The sequence below is a fragment of the Peterkaempfera griseoplana genome, from assembly GCF_001418575.1.
Lineage (GTDB): Bacteria > Actinomycetota > Actinomycetes > Streptomycetales > Streptomycetaceae > Peterkaempfera > Peterkaempfera griseoplana.
The window spans coordinates 18,517-42,142 of record NZ_LIQR01000088.1 but is presented as its reverse complement, the minus strand read 5'-3'; the positions used below and the strand labels follow the sequence as shown (position 1 = coordinate 42,142).

General features: G+C 72.6%; 23 protein-coding genes. 9 read left to right on the top strand and 14 right to left on the bottom strand.

The window, feature by feature from the left end:
- From AOK09_RS07160 to AOK09_RS07140, 5 genes are all read left to right on the top strand, one after another.
- Nucleotides 1-476 (top strand): carbonic anhydrase (locus tag AOK09_RS07160; protein WP_169796998.1); only part of this gene is annotated, 476 nt, incomplete at its 5' end.
- Nucleotides 477-592: 116 nt separating this feature from the next.
- Nucleotides 593-2,548, top strand: a complete 1,956-nt coding sequence (gene acs / locus AOK09_RS07155) for an acetate--CoA ligase (protein ID WP_055586275.1) — start codon at nucleotides 593-595, stop codon at nucleotides 2,546-2,548.
- A gap of 191 nt (nucleotides 2,549-2,739) precedes the next feature.
- Nucleotides 2,740-3,213, top strand: a complete 474-nt coding sequence (locus AOK09_RS07150) for a phage holin family protein (protein ID WP_055586274.1) — start codon at nucleotides 2,740-2,742, stop codon at nucleotides 3,211-3,213.
- 58 nt (nucleotides 3,214-3,271) lie between these two features.
- Nucleotides 3,272-4,219 (top strand): alpha/beta fold hydrolase, encoded by a 948-nt coding sequence (locus tag AOK09_RS07145; protein ID WP_055586273.1) that lies wholly within the window; start codon nucleotides 3,272-3,274, stop codon nucleotides 4,217-4,219.
- Nucleotides 4,220-4,341: 122 nt separating this feature from the next.
- The gene (locus AOK09_RS07140; protein ID WP_055586272.1) at nucleotides 4,342-4,536 is read left to right on the top strand and encodes a hypothetical protein; all 195 of its coding nucleotides are present in this window, start codon (nucleotides 4,342-4,344) and stop codon (nucleotides 4,534-4,536) included.
- A gap of 2 nt (nucleotides 4,537-4,538) precedes the next feature.
- On the opposite strand, the gene AOK09_RS07135 is transcribed toward AOK09_RS07140, so the two are convergent.
- Nucleotides 4,539-5,156 carry a TetR/AcrR family transcriptional regulator gene (locus AOK09_RS07135; protein ID WP_055586271.1) on the bottom strand — a complete coding sequence of 206 codons (618 nt, stop codon included), beginning with the start codon at nucleotides 5,154-5,156 and terminating at the stop codon, nucleotides 4,539-4,541.
- 88 nt (nucleotides 5,157-5,244) lie between these two features.
- Here AOK09_RS07135 and AOK09_RS07130 point away from each other — a divergent pair, with 88 nt between their 5' ends.
- Complete coding sequence (locus AOK09_RS07130) at nucleotides 5,245-5,979, top strand: SDR family oxidoreductase (protein WP_055586270.1); 735 nt, start codon at nucleotides 5,245-5,247, stop codon at nucleotides 5,977-5,979.
- 202 nt (nucleotides 5,980-6,181) lie between these two features.
- Here the strand turns inward: AOK09_RS07130 and AOK09_RS07125 are convergent, their stop codons facing one another.
- Nucleotides 6,182-6,883, bottom strand: coding sequence for a metal-dependent hydrolase (locus tag AOK09_RS07125; RefSeq protein WP_055586269.1), 702 nt, complete (start codon nucleotides 6,881-6,883; stop codon nucleotides 6,182-6,184).
- A 95-nt stretch (nucleotides 6,884-6,978) separates the two neighbouring features.
- Nucleotides 6,979-8,163 carry a MarP family serine protease gene (locus AOK09_RS07120; RefSeq protein ID WP_055586268.1) on the bottom strand — a complete coding sequence of 395 codons (1,185 nt, stop codon included), beginning with the start codon at nucleotides 8,161-8,163 and terminating at the stop codon, nucleotides 6,979-6,981.
- A gap of 202 nt (nucleotides 8,164-8,365) precedes the next feature.
- Between AOK09_RS07120 and AOK09_RS07115 the strand changes: the two genes are divergently transcribed.
- A complete protein-coding gene (locus tag AOK09_RS07115; protein WP_217698389.1) occupies nucleotides 8,366-9,913 on the top strand; it encodes an MDR family MFS transporter in 1,548 nt (515 codons plus the stop codon).
- A 22-nt stretch (nucleotides 9,914-9,935) separates the two neighbouring features.
- On the opposite strand, the gene AOK09_RS07110 is transcribed toward AOK09_RS07115, so the two are convergent.
- Entirely contained in the window at nucleotides 9,936-10,658 is a 723-nt protein-coding gene (locus AOK09_RS07110) for an NUDIX hydrolase (RefSeq protein WP_055586266.1), read from the bottom strand.
- A 2-nt stretch (nucleotides 10,659-10,660) separates the two neighbouring features.
- On the bottom strand, nucleotides 10,661-11,512 hold the full coding sequence (gene nth, locus AOK09_RS07105; protein ID WP_055586265.1) for an endonuclease III: 852 nt from the start codon (nucleotides 11,510-11,512) through the stop codon (nucleotides 10,661-10,663).
- A gap of 207 nt (nucleotides 11,513-11,719) precedes the next feature.
- On the opposite strand from nth, the gene AOK09_RS07100 reads away from it, so the two are divergent.
- Nucleotides 11,720-12,658 carry a LysR family transcriptional regulator gene (locus tag AOK09_RS07100; protein WP_079062821.1) on the top strand — a complete coding sequence of 313 codons (939 nt, stop codon included), beginning with the start codon at nucleotides 11,720-11,722 and terminating at the stop codon, nucleotides 12,656-12,658.
- Here AOK09_RS07100 and AOK09_RS07095 read toward each other — a convergent pair.
- The 9 genes from AOK09_RS07095 to AOK09_RS07055 form a co-directional block, all read right to left on the bottom strand.
- Nucleotides 12,642-13,769: an MFS transporter gene (locus AOK09_RS07095; RefSeq protein WP_055586264.1), complete on the bottom strand. Its 1,128-nt coding sequence runs from the start codon at nucleotides 13,767-13,769 to the stop codon at nucleotides 12,642-12,644. The two genes, AOK09_RS07100 and AOK09_RS07095, sit on opposite strands and share 17 nt — an antisense overlap.
- Nucleotides 13,766-14,356 (bottom strand): TIGR03086 family metal-binding protein, encoded by a 591-nt coding sequence (locus AOK09_RS07090; RefSeq protein ID WP_055586263.1) that lies wholly within the window; start codon nucleotides 14,354-14,356, stop codon nucleotides 13,766-13,768. The genes AOK09_RS07095 and AOK09_RS07090 overlap by 4 nt, the downstream gene beginning before the upstream one ends.
- Before the next feature lie 5 nt (nucleotides 14,357-14,361).
- The gene (gene paaI, locus AOK09_RS07085) at nucleotides 14,362-14,757 is read right to left on the bottom strand and encodes a hydroxyphenylacetyl-CoA thioesterase PaaI (RefSeq protein ID WP_055586262.1); all 396 of its coding nucleotides are present in this window, start codon (nucleotides 14,755-14,757) and stop codon (nucleotides 14,362-14,364) included.
- 137 nt (nucleotides 14,758-14,894) lie between these two features.
- Nucleotides 14,895-16,208, bottom strand: a complete 1,314-nt coding sequence (locus AOK09_RS07080; RefSeq protein WP_055586261.1) for a flavin monoamine oxidase family protein — start codon at nucleotides 16,206-16,208, stop codon at nucleotides 14,895-14,897.
- A complete protein-coding gene (locus AOK09_RS07075; protein WP_055586260.1) occupies nucleotides 16,205-16,438 on the bottom strand; it encodes a phosphopantetheine-binding protein in 234 nt (77 codons plus the stop codon). Before AOK09_RS07075 ends, AOK09_RS07080 begins: the two co-directional genes overlap by 4 nt.
- Nucleotides 16,439-16,454: 16 nt before the next feature.
- Complete coding sequence (locus AOK09_RS07070; protein WP_157875818.1) at nucleotides 16,455-17,951, bottom strand: AMP-binding protein; 1,497 nt, start codon at nucleotides 17,949-17,951, stop codon at nucleotides 16,455-16,457.
- Nucleotides 17,952-17,968: 17 nt separating this feature from the next.
- Nucleotides 17,969-19,246 carry an MFS transporter gene (locus AOK09_RS07065; protein ID WP_055586276.1) on the bottom strand — a complete coding sequence of 426 codons (1,278 nt, stop codon included), beginning with the start codon at nucleotides 19,244-19,246 and terminating at the stop codon, nucleotides 17,969-17,971.
- Between the two features lie 4 nt (nucleotides 19,247-19,250).
- Entirely contained in the window at nucleotides 19,251-20,987 is a 1,737-nt protein-coding gene (locus AOK09_RS07060) for a class I adenylate-forming enzyme family protein (RefSeq protein ID WP_063795865.1), read from the bottom strand.
- Entirely contained in the window at nucleotides 20,980-22,362 is a 1,383-nt protein-coding gene (locus AOK09_RS07055) for a KamA family radical SAM protein (protein WP_245687158.1), read from the bottom strand. Before AOK09_RS07055 ends, AOK09_RS07060 begins: the two co-directional genes overlap by 8 nt.
- Before the next feature lie 576 nt (nucleotides 22,363-22,938).
- Between AOK09_RS07055 and AOK09_RS07050 the strand changes: the two genes are divergently transcribed.
- Complete coding sequence (locus AOK09_RS07050) at nucleotides 22,939-23,613, top strand: Crp/Fnr family transcriptional regulator (RefSeq protein WP_055586256.1); 675 nt, start codon at nucleotides 22,939-22,941, stop codon at nucleotides 23,611-23,613.
- Nucleotides 23,614-23,626 lie beyond the last annotated feature (13 nt).

Here is a 23,626-nt window from a genome sequence, read left to right as displayed (position 1 = left end):
ACCCCGGCGACCCCGGCGACCCCGGCGACCCCGCAGACGACTCCGTGGCCGCCGCCGTGGAGTACGCCCTCGGGGTACTGCGAGTGGACACCGTCACGGTGTGCGGGCACTCCGGCTGCGGCGGTATGCAGGGTCTGCTGCGGGGCGCCCACCTGCCGTCCGGGGAGCCGACCCCGCTGGGCCGCTGGCTGCGCAACGGACAGGATTCACTGACTCGGCTGCACCGGTCGCCGGCCCGGTTCGCGGACCGCGAGGCGGACGAGCTGGAGCGGCTCTGCCTGACCAATGTGGTGCAGCAGCTGGAGAACCTCGCCGCCCATCCGGCGGTACGGGCGCGGGCCGCGGAGGGCCCCGGCTCGGCCGTTCACCTGGTCGGGATGTACTTCGACATCGCCACCGCGCAGGCCTATCTGCTGGATCCGGCGGCGGGTGTCTTCGCCCCGGTCGGCGCGGAGACGGCGGGCACCGCAGCCTGAACCACAGAGGTCTAAACCAATTTCTCTGACACTCTTGTCATCATGCCTCCTCGCCTGGTGAGGTAGGTCGCGGGACGATGGGACCATCCCGCGATCATCTCGATGAGGAGTGCGCGTTGAGCAACGAGAGTCTGGCCAACCTGCTCAAGGAGGAGCGCCGCTTCGCACCGCCCGCGGAGCTGGCCGAAGCCGCCAACGTCACCGCTGCCGCCTACGAGCAGGCCGCGGCCGACCGGCTCGGTTTCTGGGCGGAGCAGGCACGCCGCCTCAGCTGGGCGGTGGAGCCGACCGAGACCCTGGACTGGTCCAACCCGCCCTTTGCCAAGTGGTTCGCCGACGGGGAACTCAACGTCGCGTACAACTGCGTGGACCGCCATGTCGAGGCCGGCCACGGCGACCGGGTCGCCATCCACTTCGAGGGCGAGCCGGGCGACGGCCGCAGCATCACCTATGCCCAGCTGAAGGACGAGGTGTCACAGGCGGCCAACGCCCTGCTGGAACTCGGCGTGGCCAAGGGCGACCGGGTCGCCGTCTACCTGCCGATGATCCCCGAGGCCGTGGTGGCCATGCTGGCCTGCGCCCGCATCGGCGCGGCCCACTCGGTGGTCTTCGGCGGCTTCTCCGCCGACGCGGTCGCCTCCCGCATCCAGGACGCCGACGCCAAGCTGGTGATCACCGCGGACGGCGGCTACCGGCGCGGCAAGCCGACCGCCCTCAAGCCGGCCATAGACGAGGCGCTGACCAGGTGCCCCGAGGTGCGCAACGTCCTGGTGGTGCGGCGCACCGGCCAGGAGACCGCCTGGACCGAGGGCCGGGACCTGTGGTGGCACGACGCCGTCGGCGGCCAGTCCACCGAGCACACCCCCGAGGCACACAACGCCGAACAGCCGCTCTTCATCCTGTACACCTCGGGCACCACCGGTAAGCCCAAGGGCATCCTGCACACCTCCGGCGGCTACCTCACCCAGGCCGCCTACACCCACCACGCCGTCTTCGACCTCAAGCCGGAGAGCGACGTCTACTGGTGCACCGCCGACATCGGCTGGGTCACCGGGCACTCGTACATCGTCTACGGGCCGCTGGCCAACGGCGCCACCCAGGTGATCTACGAGGGCACCCCCGACCACCCCCACCAGGGCCGGTTCTGGGAGATCGTGCAGAAGTACGGCGTCACCATCCTCTACACGGCCCCGACCGCCATCCGCACCTTCATGAAGTGGGGCGACGACATCCCGGCCAAGTTCGACCTCTCCAGCCTCCGGGTGCTGGGCAGTGTCGGCGAGCCGATCAACCCCGAGGCCTGGGTCTGGTACCGCGAGCACATCGGCGGCGGCCGCTGCCCGATCGTGGACACATGGTGGCAGACCGAGACCGGGGCCATGATGATCAGCCCGCTGCCGGGGGTCACCGAGACCAAGCCCGGCTCGGCGCAGCGCGCCCTGCCGGGCATCTCGGCCACGGTGGTGGACGACGAGGCGCACGAGGTGCCCAACGGCTCCGGCGGCTATCTGGTGCTGACCGAGCCGTGGCCGTCCATGCTGCGCACCATCTGGGGCGACGACCAGCGGTACATCGACACCTACTGGTCCCGCTTCGAGGGCCGCTACTTCGCCGGGGACGGCGCCAAGAAGGACGACGACGGCGACATCTGGCTGCTGGGCCGGGTCGACGACGTGATGCTGGTCTCGGGGCACAACATCTCCACCACCGAGGTGGAGTCGGCGCTGGTCTCCCACCCCAAGGTGGCCGAGTCCGCCGTGGTGGGCGCCACCGACGCCACCACCGGGCAGGCCATCGTGGCGTTCGTCATCCTGCGCGGCACCGCCGCCGACAGCGCGGAGCTGGTGGCCGAGCTGCGCGACCATGTGGGCCGCACCCTGGGCCCCATCGCCAAGCCCAAGCGGATCCTGATCGTCAATGAGCTGCCCAAGACCCGTTCGGGCAAGATCATGCGACGGCTGCTGCGCGACGTCGCCGAGAACCGCACCCTGGGCGATGTCACCACCCTCACCGACTCCTCGGTGATGGACCTCATCCAGGCGAAGCTGCCCAGCGCGCCCTCCGAGGACTGAGCCGCACGGCCCTTCCGGGCGGCTTCCGGCCGCCCCGGCGCTCCGCCGGGGCGGCCCGCGCGTGCCGGCCGCCGGGCGCCGCCCGGGTGAGCGGTGCGCCGGGTCGGCAGGGGGCGAGTGGTGGCCGTATGTCAGGTGAGGGCATGATCTGAGGGCGTATCGCACTGACCCCGTCCACAAGGAGGAACGCGATGTCCGCAGGACCTGACGGCCTGTCCACGAGCGGGAGCACCGCGCTCCGCGACGGCGAGCGATCGCTTGGTCAGCTGTTCTCGGCCGCGACCGCCGACCTCTCCTCGCTGGTGCACGACGAGATCGCGCTCGCCAAGGCGGAGATCCGGCAGGACGTCAAGCGCGGGGTGGCCGGCGGGGCGTCGCTGACGGTCGCCGGGGTGGTGGCGCTGGCCGCGATCCCGATGCTGAGCTTCGCCGCCGCCTACGGCATCCATGCGCTGGGCATCACACTGGGCTGGTCCTTCCTGATCGTGGGCGGCGCCTATCTGCTGCTGGCCGGGCTGCTGGGCCTGCTGGCGCTGCGTTCGTTCAAGAAGGTCGAGAAGCCGCAGCGCACCATCGAGGGCGCCAGGGCGACCGCCGATGTGCTGAAGAAGGCCAAGCCGCGTCCGGCCGGGCCGCAGGACAGGCACGGTACGTCCGGGCGCTGAGGCCACCCGGACGGGTACCGCGGCCCGGCGGGGGCCCGGGGTGTGACACGCTCTCGGTATGCCGCTGGATGAAACCTCCGACCGTTCCCCCGCCCCGGGCTCCTGGGACGTCCGCCTGGACGGCCCGTGGACGCACCGCGACGTGGCGGCCAACGGAGCCCGCTTCCACATCGCCGAGATCGGCGAGGGCCCCCTGGTGCTGCTGGTCCACGGCTGGCCGCAGTTCTGGTGGACGTGGCGGCACCAGCTGACCGCCCTGGCCGACGCCGGCTACCGCGCGGTCGCGATGGACGTGCGCGGGGTGGGCGGCAGCGACCGCACACCGCGCGGCTACGACCCGGCCAATATGGCCCTGGACATCACCGGGGTGATCCGCTCGCTCGGGGAGCGGGACGCCGCGCTGGTGGGGCATGACACGGGCGGCTTCCTGGCCTGGGTGGCCGCGGTGATGCGTCCCTCGCTGGTGCGCCGGCTGGTGGTGGTCTCCGCCGCCCATCCGCGGCGGCTGCGCCGGGCGCTGCTGACCGACCGGCGGCAGATCGCGGCGTACGAGCACGTGCTGGGCTTCCAGCGACCGTGGGTGCCGGAGCGGCAGCTGGTCGCGGACGGCGCCGCGCAGGTCGCCCGCTATCTGCGCGGGTGGACCTCGGTCGGGTCGTTCGACGAGAAGGCCCTGGACGAGTACCGGCGGGCGATGCAGATCCCGAGTACGGCGCACTGTTCCGTGGAGCCGTACCGCTGGCTGATGCGGTCGATGGCGCGGCCGGACGGCTTCCAGTTCTCCCGCCGGATGAAGCGGCCGGTGCGGGTGCCGACCCTGCATCTGCACGGCGCCCAGGACCCGGTGCTGCTGACCTCCACCGCGACGGGGGCCGGCGAGTACGTCCAGGCGTCCTACCGGTGGCAGCTGCTGGACGACGTCGGGCACTTCCCGCACGAGGAGGACCCGGCGCAGTTCACCGCGGAGCTGGTGGAGTGGCTGCGGGACGACTCGCTGGACCGGTGAGCGACGGCCTGCCGTCTTCACAATCTGACCATAAGTTAATAGGACTCATGCATAGGCCAATTGGAGTCGCGCTCCAGCGATTACCCCACCGGCCCCACGGGCATGGGTCTTGCATGACCTGGATGCACGAGCGTTCCCACGCGTCCCGGACCCGGCGCAGGGACAGCGCGCCGACGGCCCCTCTCGACCCGGCCGCCAACGACCGGGGTGCCGCGGCGCTGCACTCCGAAGCAGTCGGCGGCCTGGGCATTCCGACCATCCTGGGGCGGCGCGCCCGCTGGATGACCGCCAGGCTGCGCCCGGGCGGCCGCGGCTGACGTCACCCCTCCGCGGGGCGGCAGGCGGCCAGCAGGTGGTCCGTCAGCCGCGCCGCGGCACGGGCGTCCAGTGGCGCGTGGCCGACCAGCAACCGGTACCACAGAAACCCGTACGCGAGATCCGCCAGCAGGTCCGGATCCGCCTCCGGGCTCACTTCACCGCGCCCGGCCGCGCGGTCCAGCAGTGACCGCAGGGCCACCCTCCGCCGTTCGGTGAAGTCGGCGAGCACCGCGGTGGCACCGGCGTTCTCCAGATTCGCGGCCATGACCTCGCGCAACATCCGGGCCGCCCCTGGTTCCTCCAGCGCACGGAAGCTCGCGGCCAGGAAGGCGCCCAGGTCACCCCGGAGCGTGCCGGTGTCCGGAAGCCCGACGAACCCCTCGGCGAGGTCCGCGAGCGCCTCCGCGAGGACCGCGCCCTTGGACGGCCACCAGCGGTAGATCGTCTGCTTGCCGACGCCCGCCTTCCTGGCGATGCCGTCGATGGTCAGTTCGCGGCGGTCGCCGTCCCTCATCAGCTGGAGCGCGGCATCCAGAATCGCCCGGCGTACAGCCTCGTTGCGCCGGCGCCCGGTGTGGGGGCGGGCGCCCTGCGCCGCCTGCCTCTCGTCCTGTGCCATCCGCAGACTTTAACAGCTTGACGAGACCGTCCGTCTCGGCAAGTATTTGTCGAGACGTCAGGTCTCGACAAGCCAAGGGGAGTCGTCCATGTTCCAGGGACAGCAGGTCATCGTGATGGGCGCCAGCCACGGCATCGGAGAGGCCACCGCCGCCGCCTTCGCCGCCGACGGCGCCGCCGTCACCATCACCGGACGCAGCAAGGAGCGGCTGGAGTCCGCGGCGGAGCGGATCGGCCACCCGGTGACCACAGCCGAACTCGACGCCACCGACCCGGCGGCCGTGACGGCGTTCTTCGAAGCCGTGGACCACATCGACCATCTGGTGGTCTCCCTCGGCCCGGGCTCCGGTCACGGCGCGTTCGGCCCCTTCACCGAGCTGGCGGAGGAGTCGCTGCGGGCGGTCTTCGACGGCAAGTTCTTCGCCCACTTCCGGGTGGTCCAGGCGGCCGTCCCCAAGCTCACCCGTACCGCCTCGATCACCCTGGTGACGGCGTTGTCGTCCCGCGGCGCGATGCCGGGCACCGCCGGACTGGCCGCGGTCAACGGTGCGCTGGACGCCATGGTGCCGCCGCTGGCCACCGAGCTGGCCCCGGTGCGGGTGAACGCCGTCTCCCCCGGAGTGGTGGACACCGCCTGGTGGGCGTCCATGCCCGAGGCGGACCGGACCGCCTTCTTCGAGAAGGCCGCCGCCCACCTCCCGGTCCGCCGGGTCGGCCGGCCCGAGGACATCGCCCACTCCGTCCTCTACCTGGCGGGCAACGGCAATGTCACCGGCACCGTGCTGCCCTGCGACGGGGGCGCGAACCTGGCCACCGGCGTCTGAGCCCCGCACCGGCCACCGGGCGGCGATCCGCGGCCCGTCCGACGTCGTGTCCGGTGACGGGGTGAGGGGCTGGAGGGCTGACGACCAGGCCGGGAGACGGGCCCCGTGGACTCGATGACCGGCACCCCGGCCGGACGGTCAGCTCAGCGGCCCGAGGACAGCGCAGCGGCGCCCGGTCCACCCACCGGACGCCGCTGCAGCACTAGTTTCCCACTGTGGGGGCCAGCGCCGTGAACCAGAGCAGCGCCAGGGTGGCCACGCTCATCAGCGGCACCAGGACCTTGGTCTCCACCGTGTTGCCGCTCCGCTGGATCAGCACGGTCTCGTAGCGCTCCTTGTGCGGCCAGAGCAGCGGAGCGCCCTTCTTGGTGAGGCAGTCGCCCAGGATGTGCGCCAGGCAGCCGAGCCCGACCGCGTACGGCAGCCAGACCGGGGCGCTGGGCATCCAGCGGTCGATCCCCACGGTGCCGATGGCCGCCAGGCCGACCACAGTGATCCACTGGGACAGGCCGTCGCCGGGCGGGCAGAGGTGCAGTGCCCGGATGGCCAGCGCCAGCAGGACGAAGGTCGCCCCCATGGTGAACCGGTGGCCGCCGTAGGTGATGCCGGCCCACGTCCCGGCGGACATCAGCGCCACGAAGAGCAGGGAGTGGGTGGCGTGCCGGTGTCCGCCGGAGAGGAAGGCCACCAGCCGGCAGAGCAGCTTGGACAGCGGCCCCAGGAAGTTGGCGATGGTGCCGTCGTGGTGGTCCAGGTCGGGCAGCAGTGCCGCGCCCGCACAGAGCACCGTGCCCATCAGTATGTCGCTGGGCCGCAGATGGGTGTGGAGCAGCAGCGGCGGCAGAAACGGCGCGGAGGCCGCGTAGAGCATGGCGCCGCTGACCGCGTGCGAGTGACCCATCATGCCGCCCGGCCCCCCTCTGACCACCTGTCGGACGCCGTCCGACCGGTTGGGCCGGACGGGTGAGCGACGCCGACGCTACCAGTCGGTGGCGCGGCTCACAGGGCGCAGCCCTGGGTGTCCACCCGGGCGGTGGCGGCGGCGCCCTGGCGGACGTCGGGCAGGACCTCCGCCGCGGTCAGGGCGTAGCCCGTGTCGGGGCTGTCCAGCGACTTGGCGAAGACCACCCCGTACACCTGGCCCTCGGGGGTGAGCAGCGGGCCTCCGGAGTTGCCCTGGCGCACCAGGGAGCGCACCGAGTAGACGTCGCGGACCACCTGGCCGCGGTGGTAGATGTCCGGGCCGTTGGCCTGGATGCGGCCGCGCAGCCGAGCGGGCTGGACGTTGAAGGAGCCGTTCTCGGGGAAGCCGGCCACGATGGCGCTGGCGCTGGTGCCGGCCTGTCCGGCGAAGTGCAGCGCGGGGGCGGTCAGCCGGGGCACGTCCAGTACGGCGATGTCGCGCTGCCAGTCGTAGAGCACCACGGTGGCGTCGTAGAGGCGGCCGGCGCCGCCGAGCTGCACGGTGGGCTCGTTGACTCCGCCGACCACGTGGGCGTTGGTCATCACCCGGCCGGGGGCGAAGACGAAGCCGGTTCCCTCCAGGGTCTTGCTGCAGCTGGAGGCGGTGCCCACCACCTTGACGATGGACTGCCGGGCCTCGGCCACCGCGGCGCTGCCGGCCAGGGCCGGGTCGGGCGGCTGGACCTCGGTGATGGGCTCGTTCTCGAAGGGGTTGAACACCTGGGGGAAGCCGTTGCGGGCCAGCACCGAGCTGAAGTCGGAGAACCAGTTGGGCGCGCTCCCCGGCAGTGCCTCCTGGACCCCGCCCAGCACCCGGGAGGTGCGGACCTCCTTGGAGATGGTGGGCATCGAGGTGCCGGCCAGCGAGGAGCCGATCAGCCAGGCCACCAGCAGCATCGCCAGGACGTTCACCATGGATCCGCCGGCCGCGTCCACCACCTGGCCGCGTCCCCGGCCGATCCGGCCGCGCAGCTGCCAGCCGTAGTGGGTGGTCACGGCCTGCCCGATCGAGGCGAGGACGATCACCACGACCACGGCGACCACGGACGAGGCCGTCCCGGGGCTGACATGGCGCAGCACCAGCGGCAGCAGCTGGACCGCGACCAGCCCGCCGCCGAGGAAGCCCGCCACCGACAGGATGCCCACCACGAAGCCCTGGCGGTAGCCGGACCAGGCGAAGCACACGGCGGCGACGATCAGCAATACATCCAGGACGTTCACCCGGACACCCTCCCACGGCTTCCCTCACGCGGTGGGCGTAGGGCCCATGCACTGACTCCCCCGCGACGGCCCACATCATGCCTGGGGCATACGTCCCATCCCATCGTGCGGTTCATGAGGAGAGCGTGAAGACAAGTTGCTCCAAGCAACTAATTATGGTAGTATTGAAATGGTGCGAGAAGACTCGAAAACCCAGGGTCCCATGACCCACCGGCAGATCCTCGTGGTCATGGTCGGCCTCATGCTCGGCATGTTCCTGGCCGCTCTCGACCAGAGCATCGTCGGCACCGCAATGCCCAAGATCGTCAGCCAGTTCCACGGCCTGGACCACATGTCGTGGACGGTGACGGCCTATCTGCTGACCTCCACCGCCTCCGTCCCCCTGTACGGGAAGATCTCCGACCAGATCGGTCGGCGCCCCGTCTATCTCTTCGCCATCCTCATCTTCCTGGTCGGCTCCGCACTCGCGGGCATGTCGCAGAACATGGGCCAGCTCATCAGCTTCCGCGCGGTCCAGGGCCTGGGCGGCGGCGGCCTGATGTCGCTGTCGCTCGCCATCATCGGCGATGTCATCCCGCCCCGCGAGCGCGGCCGCTACCAGGGCATGTTCGGTGCCGTCTTCGCGGTCTCCAGCGTGGCCGGCCCGCTGCTCGGCGGCTTCTTCACCGACCACCTCAGCTGGCGGTGGATCTTCTACATCAACCTGCCGGTCGGTGTGGTGGCGCTCTTCGTGGCGGCCACCGTGCTCAAGATCGACCAGCAGAAGCAGAAGCACCGCATCGACTGGACCGGCGCCGCACTGCTGGTCGGCGGTGTCACCGCACTGCTGCTGGTGACCTCCTGGAGCGGCACCGCCAAGGGCTGGACCTCCGCCACCACTCTGCTGCTGGGCGCCCTCGGCGTGCTGGCGCTGGTGGCCTTCGCCCTGGTGGAGCGGCGCGCGGCGGAGCCGATCATGCCGCCGCACCTCTTCCGCAACCACACCTTCTCCCTCACCAGCGCCATCGGCTTCGTGGTGGGTCTGGCGATGTTCGGCGCCATCATCTACCTGCCGATCTACCTCCAGGTGGTGCGGGGCGACTCGCCGACCGGCTCCGGCCTGCGGATGATCCCCATGATGATCGGCATCCTCGGCGCCTCCATCATCTCCGGCCGGGTGATCAGCAAGACCGGCAAGTACAAGCTCTGGCCGCTGCTGGGCACCGCGGTGACCGTGATCGGCCTCGCCCTGCTCTCCCGGCTTCACCTGGACACCTCGATGTGGCTGCTGGGCGGCTTCATGGTGCTGATGGGCGTCGGCCTGGGCTGTGTGATGCAGGTGCTGGTGCTGGCCGTGCAGAACTCCGTGGAGATCAAGGACATGGGCGCGGGCACCGCCGGGTCGATGTTCTTCCGCTCCATCGGCGGCGCCTTCGGTACCGCGATCTTCGGCACCGTGCTCACCAGCCGGCTCAACCACCACATCAGCGAGGGTGTGGCCGCCGCCGGGCTCAAGGGCGGCAGCTTCTCCGGTGGCGACGAGAAGCTGACCTCGGGCGGCCGCGCCGCCATCGAGCAGCTGCCGGTGCAGCTCCAGGACATCGTGCTGAACGGCTTTGTGAAGGCCCTGGACGACCTCTTCCTGGTCGGCATCCCGTTTGTGGCGGTGGCCTTCGTGCTGGCGCTCTTCATCCGCGAGGTGCCGCTGCGCGGCCACAGCGGACCGGGCGCGGACCAGGCCGAGCACGCCCCCGTTCCGATCATGGAATAGCGGCGCCCCGGCGGGCGGTGGCTCAGGCCCCGCCCGCCGTACGGTCCCTCGCACGCTCCCGCTCGGCGACGGCCGCGCCGAAGGCGTCCTCGTCAAGACCGACCACCCGGGAGCCGTCCCAGGGCCGCTCCATCCCGCTGTAGTGCAGCACCCGGTCGATCACACCCGCGGTGAAGCCCCAGACCACAGTCCCGGCCACCAGGAACGCCGGGCCGGTGTGACCGCTGGGGTGCCGCAGCCGGGCTCGGTTCGCCGGGTCGGTGAGGTCGGCCACCGGGACCCGGAAGACCGAGGCCACCTCGGCGGGGTCGACCGGGCCGACCGGCGAGGACTCCCGCCACCAGCCCAGCACCGGGGTCACCACGAAGTCACTGACCGGGATGTAGAGGTCCGGCAGTATCCCGAACACCTGGATGCCGGACGGATCGAGGCCGGTCTCCTCCTGGGCCTCGCGCAGTGCCGCGTTGACCGGGCCCGGCCCCAGCGGGTCGCCGTCCTCGGGGTCCAGCGCACCACCGGGGAAGGACGGCTGCCCCGCGTGCGAGCGCAGCGAGCGGGCACGCTCGATCAGCAGCAGGTCGGGGCCGTGGTCGCCCTCGCCGAAGAGCACCAGCACCGCGGACCGGCGCCCGCCCCGGGCCGGCGGCAGAAACCGGCTCAGCTGCCCCGGCTGCACCCGCTCGGCCGCGTCCCGCACCGGCACCAGCCAGTCGGGCAGCCCGTCCCGCTCGACCGCCGTCGCCATGCTCAGGAGCCCTCCTCCAGTACCTTGCGCGCCGCAGCCTCACCGGGGTAGTCGGCCGGCGGCTTCAGCCGCTGACCGGGCTGGCCGCCCATCTCGTACTTGAGGAGCTTCTTCGCCTTCTCCGGATCGGTCTCGCCCTCACCGTACGCCGGGCAGAGTGCGGCGATCGGGCAGGCCCCGCAGGCGGGCTTGCGGGCATGGCAGATCCGCCGGCCGTGGAAGACCACCCGGTGCGACAACATGGTCCACTCGCTCTTGGGGAAGATCTCGGCCACCACCGCCTCGATCCGCTCCGGGTCGCTCTCGGTGGTCCAGCCGAACCGGTGCGCCAGCCGGGCGAAGTGGGTGTCCACCGTGATGCCGGGCACACCGAAGGCGTTGCCCAGCACGACGTTGGCCGTCTTGCGGCCCACCCCGGGCAGGGTGACCAGGTCCTTCAGCCGCCCCGGCACCTCCCCGCCGAACCGGTCCCGCAGCGCCGTGGAGAGCCCCAGCAGGGACTTGGCCTTGGCCCGGAAGAACCCGGTCGGCCGGATCAGCTCCTCCAGCTCCTCGGGGTTGGCCGCGGCCATGTCGTCGGGCGTCGGGTACTTGGCGAACAGCGCAGGCGTCGTCAGGTTCACCCGCAGATCGGTGGTCTGGGCCGACAGCACGGTGGCCACCAGCAGCTCGAAGGGGTTCTCGAAGTCCAGCTCCGGATGGGCGTACGGATAGACCTCCGCGAGCGCTCGGTTGATCTTCCGCGCCCGCCGCACCATCGCCAGGTGACTCTCCTGCTTGGGCTTGCGCGCCGGCGTGCTCCTGGCAGCACGCTCGACCTGGGCAGCATCGTTCTCGACCGGGTTCTTCGCCACCCGCCCAGCCTACGGTGGCCGACCGACAGCCATCAGCGACAAGCCGCAAGTCGTCACCGGCCGCCCGCCGGCGGAACGGGCCCGGCTGGGCGACCGGGGCGGCAAGCCGCCGAGTCCTGTCATGCATCCTTAATGCGGGCGCTGGTTATGCATGCTGGGACGGCCGCGTTTCAGGCGGCCGAGCCGGAACAGCCGAGGGACGAGGCAATGCTGGAACTGCGCGAGGTCGAGTGTCTTCTGACGCTCAGTGAACAACTGCATTTCGGACGGGCCGCACGGGAGTTGCGCATATCGCAGTCCCGGGTCAGCCAGACCCTGCGCCATGTGGAGCAGCGGGTCGGCGGCCAGCTCTTCGAGCGCACCAGTCGCCAGGTACGGCTGACCGCCCTGGGCGCGATCCTGGTCGAGCGGCTGCGGCCGCTGTACGAGCAGATGACGACCGCGTACGCCGAGGCGGTGGCCCATGCCCGCGGGGTGGCGGGGACCACCAGGCTGGGCTTCACCGGCGCCGCGGGCGGCGGGTACGCCGCCGACCTGGTGCGGTCGGTGCGCACGCACGCTCCCGAGTGCGAGATCACCCTGCACGAGGTGGCGTGCGGTGATCTGCTCGGACCGCTGCGCCGCGGGGAGGTGGACATCCTGGTGGCGCGGCTGCCGATCGACGAGCCCGACCTGACCGTGGGGCCGCTGCTCGGGGAGGAGCAGCGGGTACTCGCGGTGGCGCTGGACCACCCGGCGGCCCAGCTCGCCTCGGTCTCCATCGAGGAGGCGGCCCGGGACACCGTCTTCGCGCTGGCGACCACCGCCCCGGCCTACTGGCGGGACTACCACCTTCCGCTGGTGACACCCGGCGGCCGCAGCCTGCGGCAGGGCCAGGAGGTGCAGACCTGCCAGGAGATCCTGTCGCTGGTCGCCGCCGGCCGCGGAGTGGCGCCGCTGGCGGAGTCGGTGGCCCGCTACTACGCCCAGCCCGACGTCGTCTTCGTCCCCATCCGTGATCTGCCGACCACCTCGGTGGCGCTGATCTGGCGGACGGCCGAGGAGAACGCCCGCATCCGGGCGGTCGCGGCCTGCGCGGGGCAGCCCGCACGGATCCCCTCCCCCGGCCGTACCGCCGCGCGGGAGCCGGTCACCACGGCGGTGTGACCGGCAGCGGGCCGGTACGACGGGACTCCGCCCAGGCCAGCGGGGTCGCCGCAGCGACCAGGACGGCTGCCAGGGCCAGCGAGCCACCCAGCCCCAGCAGCCGGGAGAGCGCACCCACCACCAGCGCGCCCGCACCGGTGCCGGCGTCATAGGCCATGTTCCAGGCGGTGCTGGCCCGGCCGCGTCCGGCCCGGCCCGCTCGGGCGAACAGCACCACCAGGGTCTCGTTCTGCAGTGCGCCGAAGCCCGCGCCGAGGAGCACCCCCGCCACCGTCGCGGGGACCACGGACCCGGTGGCGATCCCACCTGTCCCGAGTGCCGCCAGGGCCACCGCCGGGGCCAGCAGGCGTCCGTCGCCGATCCGGTCGGCGACGGCGCCTGCGGCCAGCCGCCCGAGGACCATGGCGGTGCTCAGCGCGAGCAGCACCGCGGGCGCCGCCCCCGGCGCGGGCAGCACCAGGGCCAGAAAGGAGGTGACGCCGCCCAGTGCCCCGGCGACCAGCAGCATCAGCAGCAGCGGGGTGCCCGGCACCCTCGCCGTGCCGCCCGCCGGACCGGTCCCGCCCCGCGGCCGCTCGGCGATCGCGGCGGCGAGCGGTGCGGCGAGGACGGCGGACGCGGCGGCGACGAGGAAGACCGCGGGGAAGCCGAACCGCTGGGCGCACCAGAGTCCCAGGGGCAGACAGAGCACGTGCGGCAGCCCGGCCGCGGCCCCGTACCAGCCGATCGCCGAGGCCCGGCGGCCCGGCGGGGCGAGATCCGCCGCCAGTGCGCTGCCCGCCACGGCCACCAGCCCGAATCCCACGCCGCGGACGGCCGACACGGCGAGCACCCACGGCAGCGCGGCCGACAGCGGGTAGGCCGCGGTGGGCAGCCCCAGCAGCAGCGACCCGGCCGCCAGCAGCCGCCGTGCGCCGAAGCGCGGCAGCAGCAGCCCCATGCACAGCTGCACCGCCACGGTCGCCGCCATGGCGGAGCCCGTCGTGGCCCCGGCGCCGAACTCCGAGGAGCCTCCGGCCGCGGACCAGAGCGGCACCACCGCCAGCATCGGCGCATAGGTGGCGAAGGCGCCCGCGGTGGCCAGCAGCAGCAGCCGGAAGTCCCGGGTCATGCAGGCCAGGAGGGGGAGCGGCCGAGCATCGCCAGGATCCGGTCCAGCGGGCGGCTGCTGCCGGTCGCCAGGGCAGGCTGGAAGGAGGCGCCGGGCTGCCGCCGGTTGTCGCCGTCCGGGACCTCCTCGGCGTACGGCAGCACCGCGGCGAGCAGGTCGTCGTCGAAGGGGGCGGGTACGCCGATGGACGCCGCCACGTCCCAGCCGTGCACCACGTAGTCCACGAAGTGGAAGCCGATGGCGGTGCGGGCCGGGAACATCTGGCCGCCGCGGACCTCCGGCAGCCAGAACTCGCCGTCCAGGACGCCCTCCCGGGCGAAGGCCGCGCTGACCCGCGCCGCCGAGGCCCGGAAGGCCCCGGACGGGTCGTCGCCGAAGTCGCGGTCGGCCCAGGCCGCACGGTCGGTGTGCTCGCCGTCGGCGGCGGCCGCGAAGCCGTGGTTCTGGCCGATCATATGGGCGAGAAGCCGCCGCAGGGTCCAGCCCGCGCAGGGCGAGGGCAGGTCGAGACGGCCGGGGTCGACCTGGTCGACGACGGTCTCGGTGAGCTGCAGGGCCCGGCGGTCCCAGGGGCGGATGTCGGTCATGGCGGTCACCTCGTCGGGGCGGGGGAGGGCGGTACGGGGAGCGCCTGGCTCTGGCCGCGGAACTCGGCGATCACGGTGCCGTCGGCCCGGCGGACGGTGACGTCGTAGACGGCGCTGCGTCCGAAGCGGGAGCGCTCCACGGCCTCGGCCGCCAGCTGGTCGCCGGGACGGGCCGGGCGCAGGAAGGTCACCTGCGCGGACTGGGCCACGGTGGGGACACCGCGGCTGTTGCAGGCGTAGGCGAAGGCCACGTCCGCCAGCAGGAAGAGATAGCCGCCGTGTGCGGTGCCATGGCCGTTGACCATGGTGTCGGCCAGCCGCAGCCGTGCGGTGGCGCGGCCCTCGGAGACCTCCTCGACGGTGATGCCGAGCTCCCGGCAGGTCGGATCGGTCGCGTACATGGCTTCGGCGCAGCGCTGGGCGGTGTCCGCCGCCGGATCGCTGGTGATGGTGGGCTCCCGGGGGTGAGTGGTCGCTGGCCTGCCGGTGCGCCCGTCCCCGGGCGCACCGGCCGCTCAAGGCTCGGTCTGACGCTACATCAGCTTCCGGTGATCTCCTCGGCTGCCCGCCGTCCGGAGCGGATGGCCCCCTCCATCAGGCCGAAGAACTCGGTGCTGGTCTCGGTGCCCGCCCAGTGCACCCCGCCGTGCGGCGTGGTGAGGTGCGGGCCGGCGGTGAGCCAGTCGCCGGGGCCGAAGAGCGCGGCGTAGCAGCCACGGCTGTACTCGTCGCTGATCCAGTCGGTGACGTGGTACCCGATCGGGTCGGGCAGCTGGGGGAACAGCCGCCGGGTCTGGTCCAGTACGGCCTGCCGGGCGCTCGGCCCGTCCAGCGCGGCGAAGCTGCGCGCCTCGCTGCCGGTGACGAAGCCGGTCAGGATGCCGACGCCGCCGGGGGGCGAGTCGTCCACTGTGGACAGCAGCGGCCCGTCCGAGCTCACCGACCAGCCGGAGAGGCCGTGCTCGCGCCAGAGCGGCTCGGGGTAGACCAGCTGGACCTTGACGGCGCAGCCACGGCCGGTGGCCTGGCTCGACCTGGGCACGGGCAGCCCCGGCCGGTACTCGATGGTGTCGGCGAGCAGCGGCGGCAGCGCGACGACCACCGCCTCGCCCTCATGGACGCCCCGGTCGCTGTGGACCCGCAGCCGGTCGCCGGTCTGCTCGACCGCCCGGACCGGGTGGCCCAGCAGGACGCGGTCGCCCAGCTTGGCCGCCAGCAGTTCGCTCAGCCGGTGCGCCCCGCCGTCGACCCGCTCCTCCTGCGCACCGCCCTGGAAGGCGTTGAGGTAGCGGATCCCGCCGCCGGAGCAGAGGTAGAACGCCATGTGCAGCACGGAGACGTCGGCCGGGTCGGCGGCCATCATCTCGCCGAGGAAGAGCGGGAAGAACAACCGCGCGTCGGGGTGCGGGACCTGCCGCTCGATCCATTCGGCCGCGGTGAGCCGGTCCAGCCGTTCGGCGTCGGCGGTGAGCCACGGCGCGTCCTGGCGCACCGCCTTGGTCACCTCGTCCAGCTGCTCGAAGAGGCCGCCCAGGGCGATCGCGTTGAGCGGCGGGAACCGGCCGTCGACGGTCTGCGGGCCTCCCCCCACCGAGAACCGGCTGCGGCCCTCCATGGTGGTGGGCACGGTGGCCAGGCCCAGCCGGGCGATCAGGGACTTCAGCTCGGTGTGCCGGGCGCCCAGGTAGGCGGCCCCGGCGTCGGCCCACTGCCCCGGTGCGACCTCGATGCCGTGGGTGCGGCCGCCGACCCTGTCCCTGGCCTCCAGGACGGTCACCTCGATGCCCCGGGCGGCCAGTTCGGTGGCGGCGGTGAGTCCGGCCAGGCCCGCCCCGACAACGACGACGCTCATGCCGCCACGCCCTCGATCAGCTTGGCCAGGGCCAGCGGTGAGGGTGCGTCGATGATGTCGGCGAGGGTGAGTTCCGGCCCGAACTCGCGGGCGATCGCGCTGAGCACCCGGGTGGCGAGCAGTGAGTCCCCGCCCAGTTCGAAGAAGTCGGAGTCCGGCTGGACCCGATCGGACTCCAGGACCCGCCGGAAGATGCCGACCACTCCGTCGACGGTGCCGTCAGTGGACACGTACTGCCTCCTTGGCTCAGTTGCTCGATGCGTACAGCTGGTGCGTCCGCCGCCGGTCGACCTTGCCGCTGGCGGTGTGGACGAGTTGGGGCACCACGGTGACGCGGGCGGGCACCAGGTGGCTCGGGCTGTTCCTGCGCAGGTACCCGAGCAGTTCGGTGGCGAGGGTCGTGGAGTCGGCGTGCGGCCGCGGGATCACATAGGCGACCACGGCGGTGTGGTCGCCGAGCGGCGCACCGGTGGCCGCCGCCGCGGCGACGTCGGGGTGGCCGCAGAGCTGGGCCTCCACCTCGCCGGGGCTGACCCGGATGCCGCGGACCTTGATCTCGTCGTCCAGCCGGCCCTGGTGGAGCAGCACCCCGTCCGCCTCCCGGTGCACCCGGTCCCCGGTGTGGAACCAGCGGCCGGTGGGGAGGACGGCGAAGCGCTCGGCGGTGGCCTCCGGCAGCCCCCGGTAGCCGAGGGCCAGGGACGGGCCGCCGATCAGCAGCCCCCCGTCGTCGCCGATCTGCTCCCTGACGTGCGGCAGCGGACGCCCGATCGGGACGGCCCGGTCGGTGCGCGGCGGGGCGTACGGGCCGTGCAGGTCGACGGCATGGGTGACCAGGGTGGTCTCGGTGCAGCCGTAGGTGTTGACCAGGCGCACGCGGTCGGCTCCGGGCAGCGCCCGCCAGTCGTCCAGCCGGTCCGGCCGGGCTGCCTCACCGCCGATCACCACCACCCGCAGTCCGGCCGGCAGCGCCTCGCCACCCTCCGTCAGATGGTTGACCAGCTCGTGCCAGAAGGCGGTGGGCAGGTCCAGCACCCCGAGCGCCTGCCGGTCGACCATCCGCAGGAAGCGCGGGAAGGAGCCGCTGTAGGCGTCCGGGTCGAAGACCAGGGTGGCCCCCCGGGTGAGCGCCGGGAGGATCTCCTCGAAGCAGGTGTCCCAGTTCAGCGAGGCGAACTGCAGCACCCGGTCCCCGGGGGCGATGTCCAGCAGCGCGCCCAGCGAGGCGACGGCGGCGGCGATGGCCCGGCGGGGGGTGACCACCGGCTTGGGCTGCCCGGTGGAGCCCGAGGTGAACAGCACATAGGCCGGGTCCTCGGGGTCCGCCAGCGGCAGCGGCCCGCCTGCGTACGGGCCGGTGGCCGCCTCCTCCAGGTGCAGCACCGGCACCCCGTACGGCGCCGGGCGGGAGCCCGTGGTGATCACCGCACGGCAGCCGGCGGCCTCGACCAGCGCGGCCCGGCGCTGCTCGGGGAAGGCCGGGTCGATCGGGCAGTAGGCGCCGCCGGCGGCCAGTACGCCCAGCAGCGCGGCGACGGTGTCCGAGGAGCGGGAGGTCAGCACCCCGACCGTGCCGCCCTGCGGGCCCAGGGCGGCGGCGGTCCGGCGCACCCGGTCCTCCAGTTCGGCGTAGGTCACCTCCGTGGTGCCGTCGGCCACCGCGACACCGCCGGGGTCGCGCCGGGCGGCCCGCAGGAAGCGCTGGACCACGTCCGCGCCGGTTCCATCGGGGTAGGCAGGCATGGATGCCCCTTCGGTAGTCATCGTGGCGGCCCGCCGCGGACGGCCATCGGAGCGGGCGCGACGGGCCGGGCCGGCTCCGCCGCCTCACGCCGCCGGTGCAGCAGCAGCCCGGTGAGGGCGACACAGGCGAGCACCATCACCACCACCCCGTACGCGGTGGCGGTCGGCCGCAGCCCGACCTGCACCACGGCCACCCCCGCGGCCACCGCCGGAAGGCTGAAGCCCAGGTAGGACACCACGTACAGGCTGGAGAGCAGCCGGGCCCGCTGGTCGGGTCCGGCGAGCGGCCCGACGGTCTGGAAGGCGCCCAGGAAGCCGGTGCCGAAGCCGTAGCCGGCGACCACCGTGCCCGCGAAGAACAGCACGGTGGAGGTGGTGGCGAGCGCGCCCAGGGTGGCGCCGACACCGGCGAAGAAGGCCAGGAACCCCTGGGTCATGGTCCGCCGGGGCAGCCGGTTGCGCCGCAGCAGCGCACCCACCGCCCCGGCCCCGGTCAGGGTGAAGATGACCAGGCCGCCGATCAGATGGTTGGACAGGTGCAGGATCCCCACCGCGATCGAGGGGCCCAGCGACATGTACAGCCCGCCGAGCGCCCAGACCGCGAACAGGCACGGCACCACGATCAGGAAGAGCGGGCGGGCCTCCCGGGGGATCCCCAGCCGGGGCGCCAGCGAGGCCAGCGCACCGGGCCGCATGGGAGAGGTCTCCGGGACGGCCGGCACCACCAGCAGCGCCGCCGCGGCGAACAGCGCCAGCAGCAGGGCGTACACCAGGACCCTGGGCCGGGGGACGTACTCGACCAGCACCCCGGCGCCCAGCGCCCCCAGCGCCAGCCCGACGATCGGGGCGGAGCTGTTGACCAGCGACCCCAGCCGGGGCCGCTCCGGCGGCTGCAGGTCGAGGATCGCCGCGCTGGTCGCCCCGGTGGCGACACCGGTGGCGACGCCCTGGACCGCCCGCGCGGCCAGCAGCCAGCCCACTCCGTCGGCGCCGATGAACAGCGCCATGGCGGCGACCTCGACCACCAGCGCCCCGCCCAGCGCCCAGCGGCGGCCGATGTGGTCGGAGATCCCGCCGGCCACCAGCAGCGCTGCCAGCAGCGCGATGGCGTACATGGCGAAGACCCAGGTCAGGGTGATCGGGGAGAACCCCCACGCCGCCTGGTAGACCACATAGAGCGGCGACGGGGCGCTGGAGGCGAACAGCAGCAGGCCCTGGACGGCGGCGACCAGCCAGAAGGCGGCGCTGCGCGGCAGCACGGGCAGCGTACGGGGGCGTCGGGGGGTTGCGCTCATACGGTCAGGCCACCGCCTGCCCGCCGTCGCCGGCCGGGCCGCCACCGGTCAGTGCGGTGGCGAAGCGGGTGCGCAGCTCCCGCTTGAGCACCTTGCCGGTGGGGCCGGTCGGGAAGTCGTCCTCGGTCGCGGCCACGAAGACCGCCGCGAGGGTGGTCAGCCCGGCCGCCGCCAGCTGCTGGTTCACCGTGTCCAGCAGCTCCTTGGGGTCCGCTGTGGCGGCGTCCTGCTGGAGCCTCAGCACCGCCACCGGCAGCTGTCCGTCGCCCAGCGGGCCGGGCACCCCGATCACCGAGCAGTCCTGGACGAGCTGGTCGCAGTCGGCGATCAGCACCTCCTCCAGCGGCATGCTGTACACCGGCCCGTCCGCGGTCCGGATCACGTCCACGGTGCGGTCGAGGTGGTAGAAGCGCCCGTCGGGCTCCCTGCGCGCCACATCGCCGGTGAGCCAGTAGCCGGACAGTTCGAAGCTCCGGGTCAGCTCTGGGTCGTTCCAGTAGCCGGGGGTGCGGGTCGGGGTCAGCACGGCGAGGTTGCCGGCCGTGCCGTCCGGGACCTCCCGGCCCTCGTCGTCCAGTACCGCGGCCCGTTCCACCACCTCCACCGGCATCCCGACGCAGCGGTCGTCACGGGGGGTCTCCGGTGTCGTGGCATGGCCGAACAGCGCCATGCCCATCTCGGAGGAGCCGAGGCCGTCGATGAAGCGCGAGCCGGCCAGCACCGTCTGGTCCGCCGCGCCCTCCGGCAGCAGCCAGGGCTGGATCAGCCCGGTCGGCCGTTCGCCCAGCTGCACCAGCCGGCGGATGTGCCCGTAGTGCGCCGAGTCGCCGGTGTTGAACCAGGTGTGCACCCGGGCGGCGGCCTCCACCGGCAGCTCACCCGTCGCCAGCTCGACGAAGGTCCGCGGGAAGGAGGCGACCATGGTCGGCTGGAAGGCCTTCATCACCGGCTCCACCGCGCTGCGCCGCCAGTCGCCCATGGTCAGGGTGGGCAGGCCCAGCAGGATGGTGGTGAGCAGATAGCTGAGCCCGCCGGCGTGGGTGTGCGGCATCAGCGACAGCAGCCGGTCGTAGGGCTCGGCGGGGAAGCGCACCATGCGGGTCTCCTTGCCGACCCAGAACTGGCGGTGCGCGACCATCGTCGACTTGGGCGTGCCGGTGGTGCCCGAGGAGTGGATCAGCGCCACCACGTCCTGAGCGGCGTGCCGGTAGGGGTACTGCTCGGGGAGGGCGCCCGACCCCGGGTCGTGCGCCCGGACCTCCGCGCTGGGGACGATGAACCTCGGCCGGGGCTCGCCGGGCCGGTACGCGGCGCTGATCAGCCGCGGGTCGTCGGCCACCACGCCGACCACCCCGACATGGTCCAGGTAGCGCCTGGCCGTGGCGATCGGCATGGCGTCGTTCACCAGCGCGGGGATGGCGCCGATGGCGGTGAGCGCCAGGAAGTGCAGGATCGGCTGCAGCCCCTCGGCGATGTAGAGCGCGACCGGTTCGCCGGGCCGCACCCCGTTGGCCCAGTACCAGCGGGCGTACTGGTCCCGGAGGGCCTCCAGCTGGTGCAGGCTGTGCCCGCGCAGGGCGACCTGGCCGTGCTGGTCGTTGTGGTGGCTGTAGACCAGCGGCAGATCGAGGTGCGGGTTGTGGTCCAGTGCGTACTGGAGGAAGTTGCCCGCCCCGAGGTCGGGGTCGGTGAGGAACTTCCGGCGCACCGACAGGGGCGCTATGGGGCTGGCTTCACTCACTGCGGCTCCTCGTGCTGGATACGGTCTCCGACGCCCCGGCGTGTGCTCGCCACCACTCCTGGCCCTCCTCACCGAGGGTCTGGACCGGGTCGTAGTACTCATGGGTCTTCGCCAGCGCGTACGGGTCGTCGCGCTCCAGCGAGGTCAGGTAGTTCTTGGTCCAGTAGGAGATGCCGCGCTCGCGGTCGTAGTGGTCGACCTGGTGGACCCAGCGCTTGCCGACGTAGGGCACGTCGCAGACCAGCCGCGGGGTGGCGAAGCCCGGCAGGTACCCCATGACCGCCTGCTGCAGCGCCTGGGCCTCCCACAGGGCGAGCCGCCAGTGCTCGGCGCCCGGGATCATGTCGCAGAGGTAGAAGTAGTAGGGCATCACCCCGGCCCCGTCGAGCAGCGCGAAGCAGAGGTCCAGCAGCGCCTCGGGGGTGTCGTTGACCCCGCGCATCAGCACGCCCTGGTTGCGGACGTCGCGCACCCCCAGGTCGAGCATGGTCCGGGCGGCCTCCGCGTTGAGCGGCGTCACCTGCTGCGCGGAGTTGACATGGGTGTGCACGGCCAGGTTCACCCCGCGCTTGCGGGCCGTCCCGGCCAGCCGCGACATGCAGCGGCGCGCCTCGTCGGTGAGCCAGTGCTGCGGGAGGTCCATCAGCGCCTTGGAGGCCAGCCGGATGTCCCGGACATGGTCGATCTCCAGCAGGCCGGCCACGAAGGACTCCAGCCGCGGCCAGGGCACATTGGCCACGTCCCCGCCGGACACCACCACGTCGCGGACGCCCGGGGTGCGGCGCAGATAGTCCAGCATCGCCTCGTGCCGGTCGTACTGCGGCACCGAGAACTTGAGCTTGGGCACCTGGGGGGTGGAGACGCCCACCAGGTCCATACGGGTGCAGTGCCCGCAGTACTGGGGGCAGGTGGACACCAACTCGGCCAGCACCTTGGTGGGGTAACGGTGCGTCAGGCCCTCCACCACCCACATCTCCGCCTCGTGCAGGGAGTCCCGGGAGGCGTGCGGATGCGAGGGCCACTCGGTCTCGCGGTCGGAGAAGACCGGCAGCATGTGCCGCCGCACCGGGTCCGCGTACATCGCCTCGGCGCTCGGGACGGCGTCCGGCACCATCATGCCGAGCACATAGGGCGGCAGGAGCAGGGACATCGTGGCGCGCTCCGCCTGGTCCCGCTCGACGTCGCGGTAGAAGTCCTCCGACAGCAGGCCCTGGTAGGCCGCCCTGAGCTGCCGGACGTTCTTGACGCAGTGCGCGCGCTGCCACTGCGGGTCGCGCCACTGCTGCTCGGTCACCTCCCGCCAGCCCGGGATCCTTCTCCAGTCGGGCTCGACGAGGGCGCTGTAACGGTACGAATAGGGCTGCTGCTGTAACACGATCCCCCCGGAATCCATGGGTGGTCAGCGCTCGAGGGCAGGCCGGGACGCAGGCATGGCGAACCGGGCCGTGCCTGTGCCGGAGAACTACCGCTGCGAAGTGAGCCGCCTGCTCAGTGCAGGCGGGGATGGACCGGGTGACGGCTCAGGTGCGGCCCGCCGTCGCTTCCGGTCTGCGTCGACTCAATCGATCCCCCGAGTGCTGAAACGCTCAGTCCGTGCGACAACGATCCTTACCCGGCGGACAACAGCCATCAAGCACGATCCGCGAATCGTGCCATAAGCCGGACGAATCACCGCAGGTCGACCGGGCCACGGCGGCCCGCCCTGCCATGTGGTGTACATACGGTGTTCGCACCGCACCCCCGGCGGACCCTCGCCGGGTGCCCGCGACGATACGCCCGGGGCGGCCGTGAGCACCCCTTCCGGGACAAGAGATCAGGGCCCGGGGGCGCCCCGGACCCACCCCTCCTCATATGATCGACAGTGAATGCGTCATCCTTGTGACTGATCGCACTGTTTCTCCGTCGTGCATGATGGGGAGCCGGACAGACCCGGCCGAACAGGAGGAAGCTCGTGGACGATGTTCTGCGGCGCGCCCCGCTCTTCGCGGCACTCGACGACGAGCAGTCGGCGGAGCTGCGCGCCTCGATGACCGAGGTGACCCTCGCGCGCGGCGAATCGCTCTTCCACGAGGGCGACCCGGGCGACCGCCTCTACGTGGTGGTCGAGGGCAAGATCAAGCTGCACCGGGCCTCCCCCGACGGCCGCGAGAACATGCTCGCCGTCCTCGGCCCCAGCGAGATGATCGGTGAGCTCTCCCTCTTCGACCCGGGCCCGCGCACGGCGACCGCCACCGCGCTGACCGAGGTCAAGATGCTGGGCCTGGGCCACGGGGACCTGCAGCCCTGGCTGCACGCCCGTCCCGAGGTCGCCATGTCGCTGCTGCGGGCCATCGCCCGCCGGCTGCGCAGGACCAACGACAACATGTCGGACCTGGTCTTCTCCGACGTCCCCGGCCGCGTCGCCAAGGCCCTGCTGGACCTCTCCCGGCGCTTCGGGGTGCAGTCCGAGGAAGGCATCCACGTGGTGCACGACCTCACCCAGGAGGAGCTGGCCCAGCTGGTCGGCGCCTCCCGGGAGACGGTCAACAAGGCCCTCGCCGACTTCGCCGGCCGCGGCTGGCTGCGGCTGGAGGCCCGCGCGGTGATCCTGCTGGACGTCGAGCGTCTGGCCCGCCGCTCCCGCTGACCCGCGACCGCCC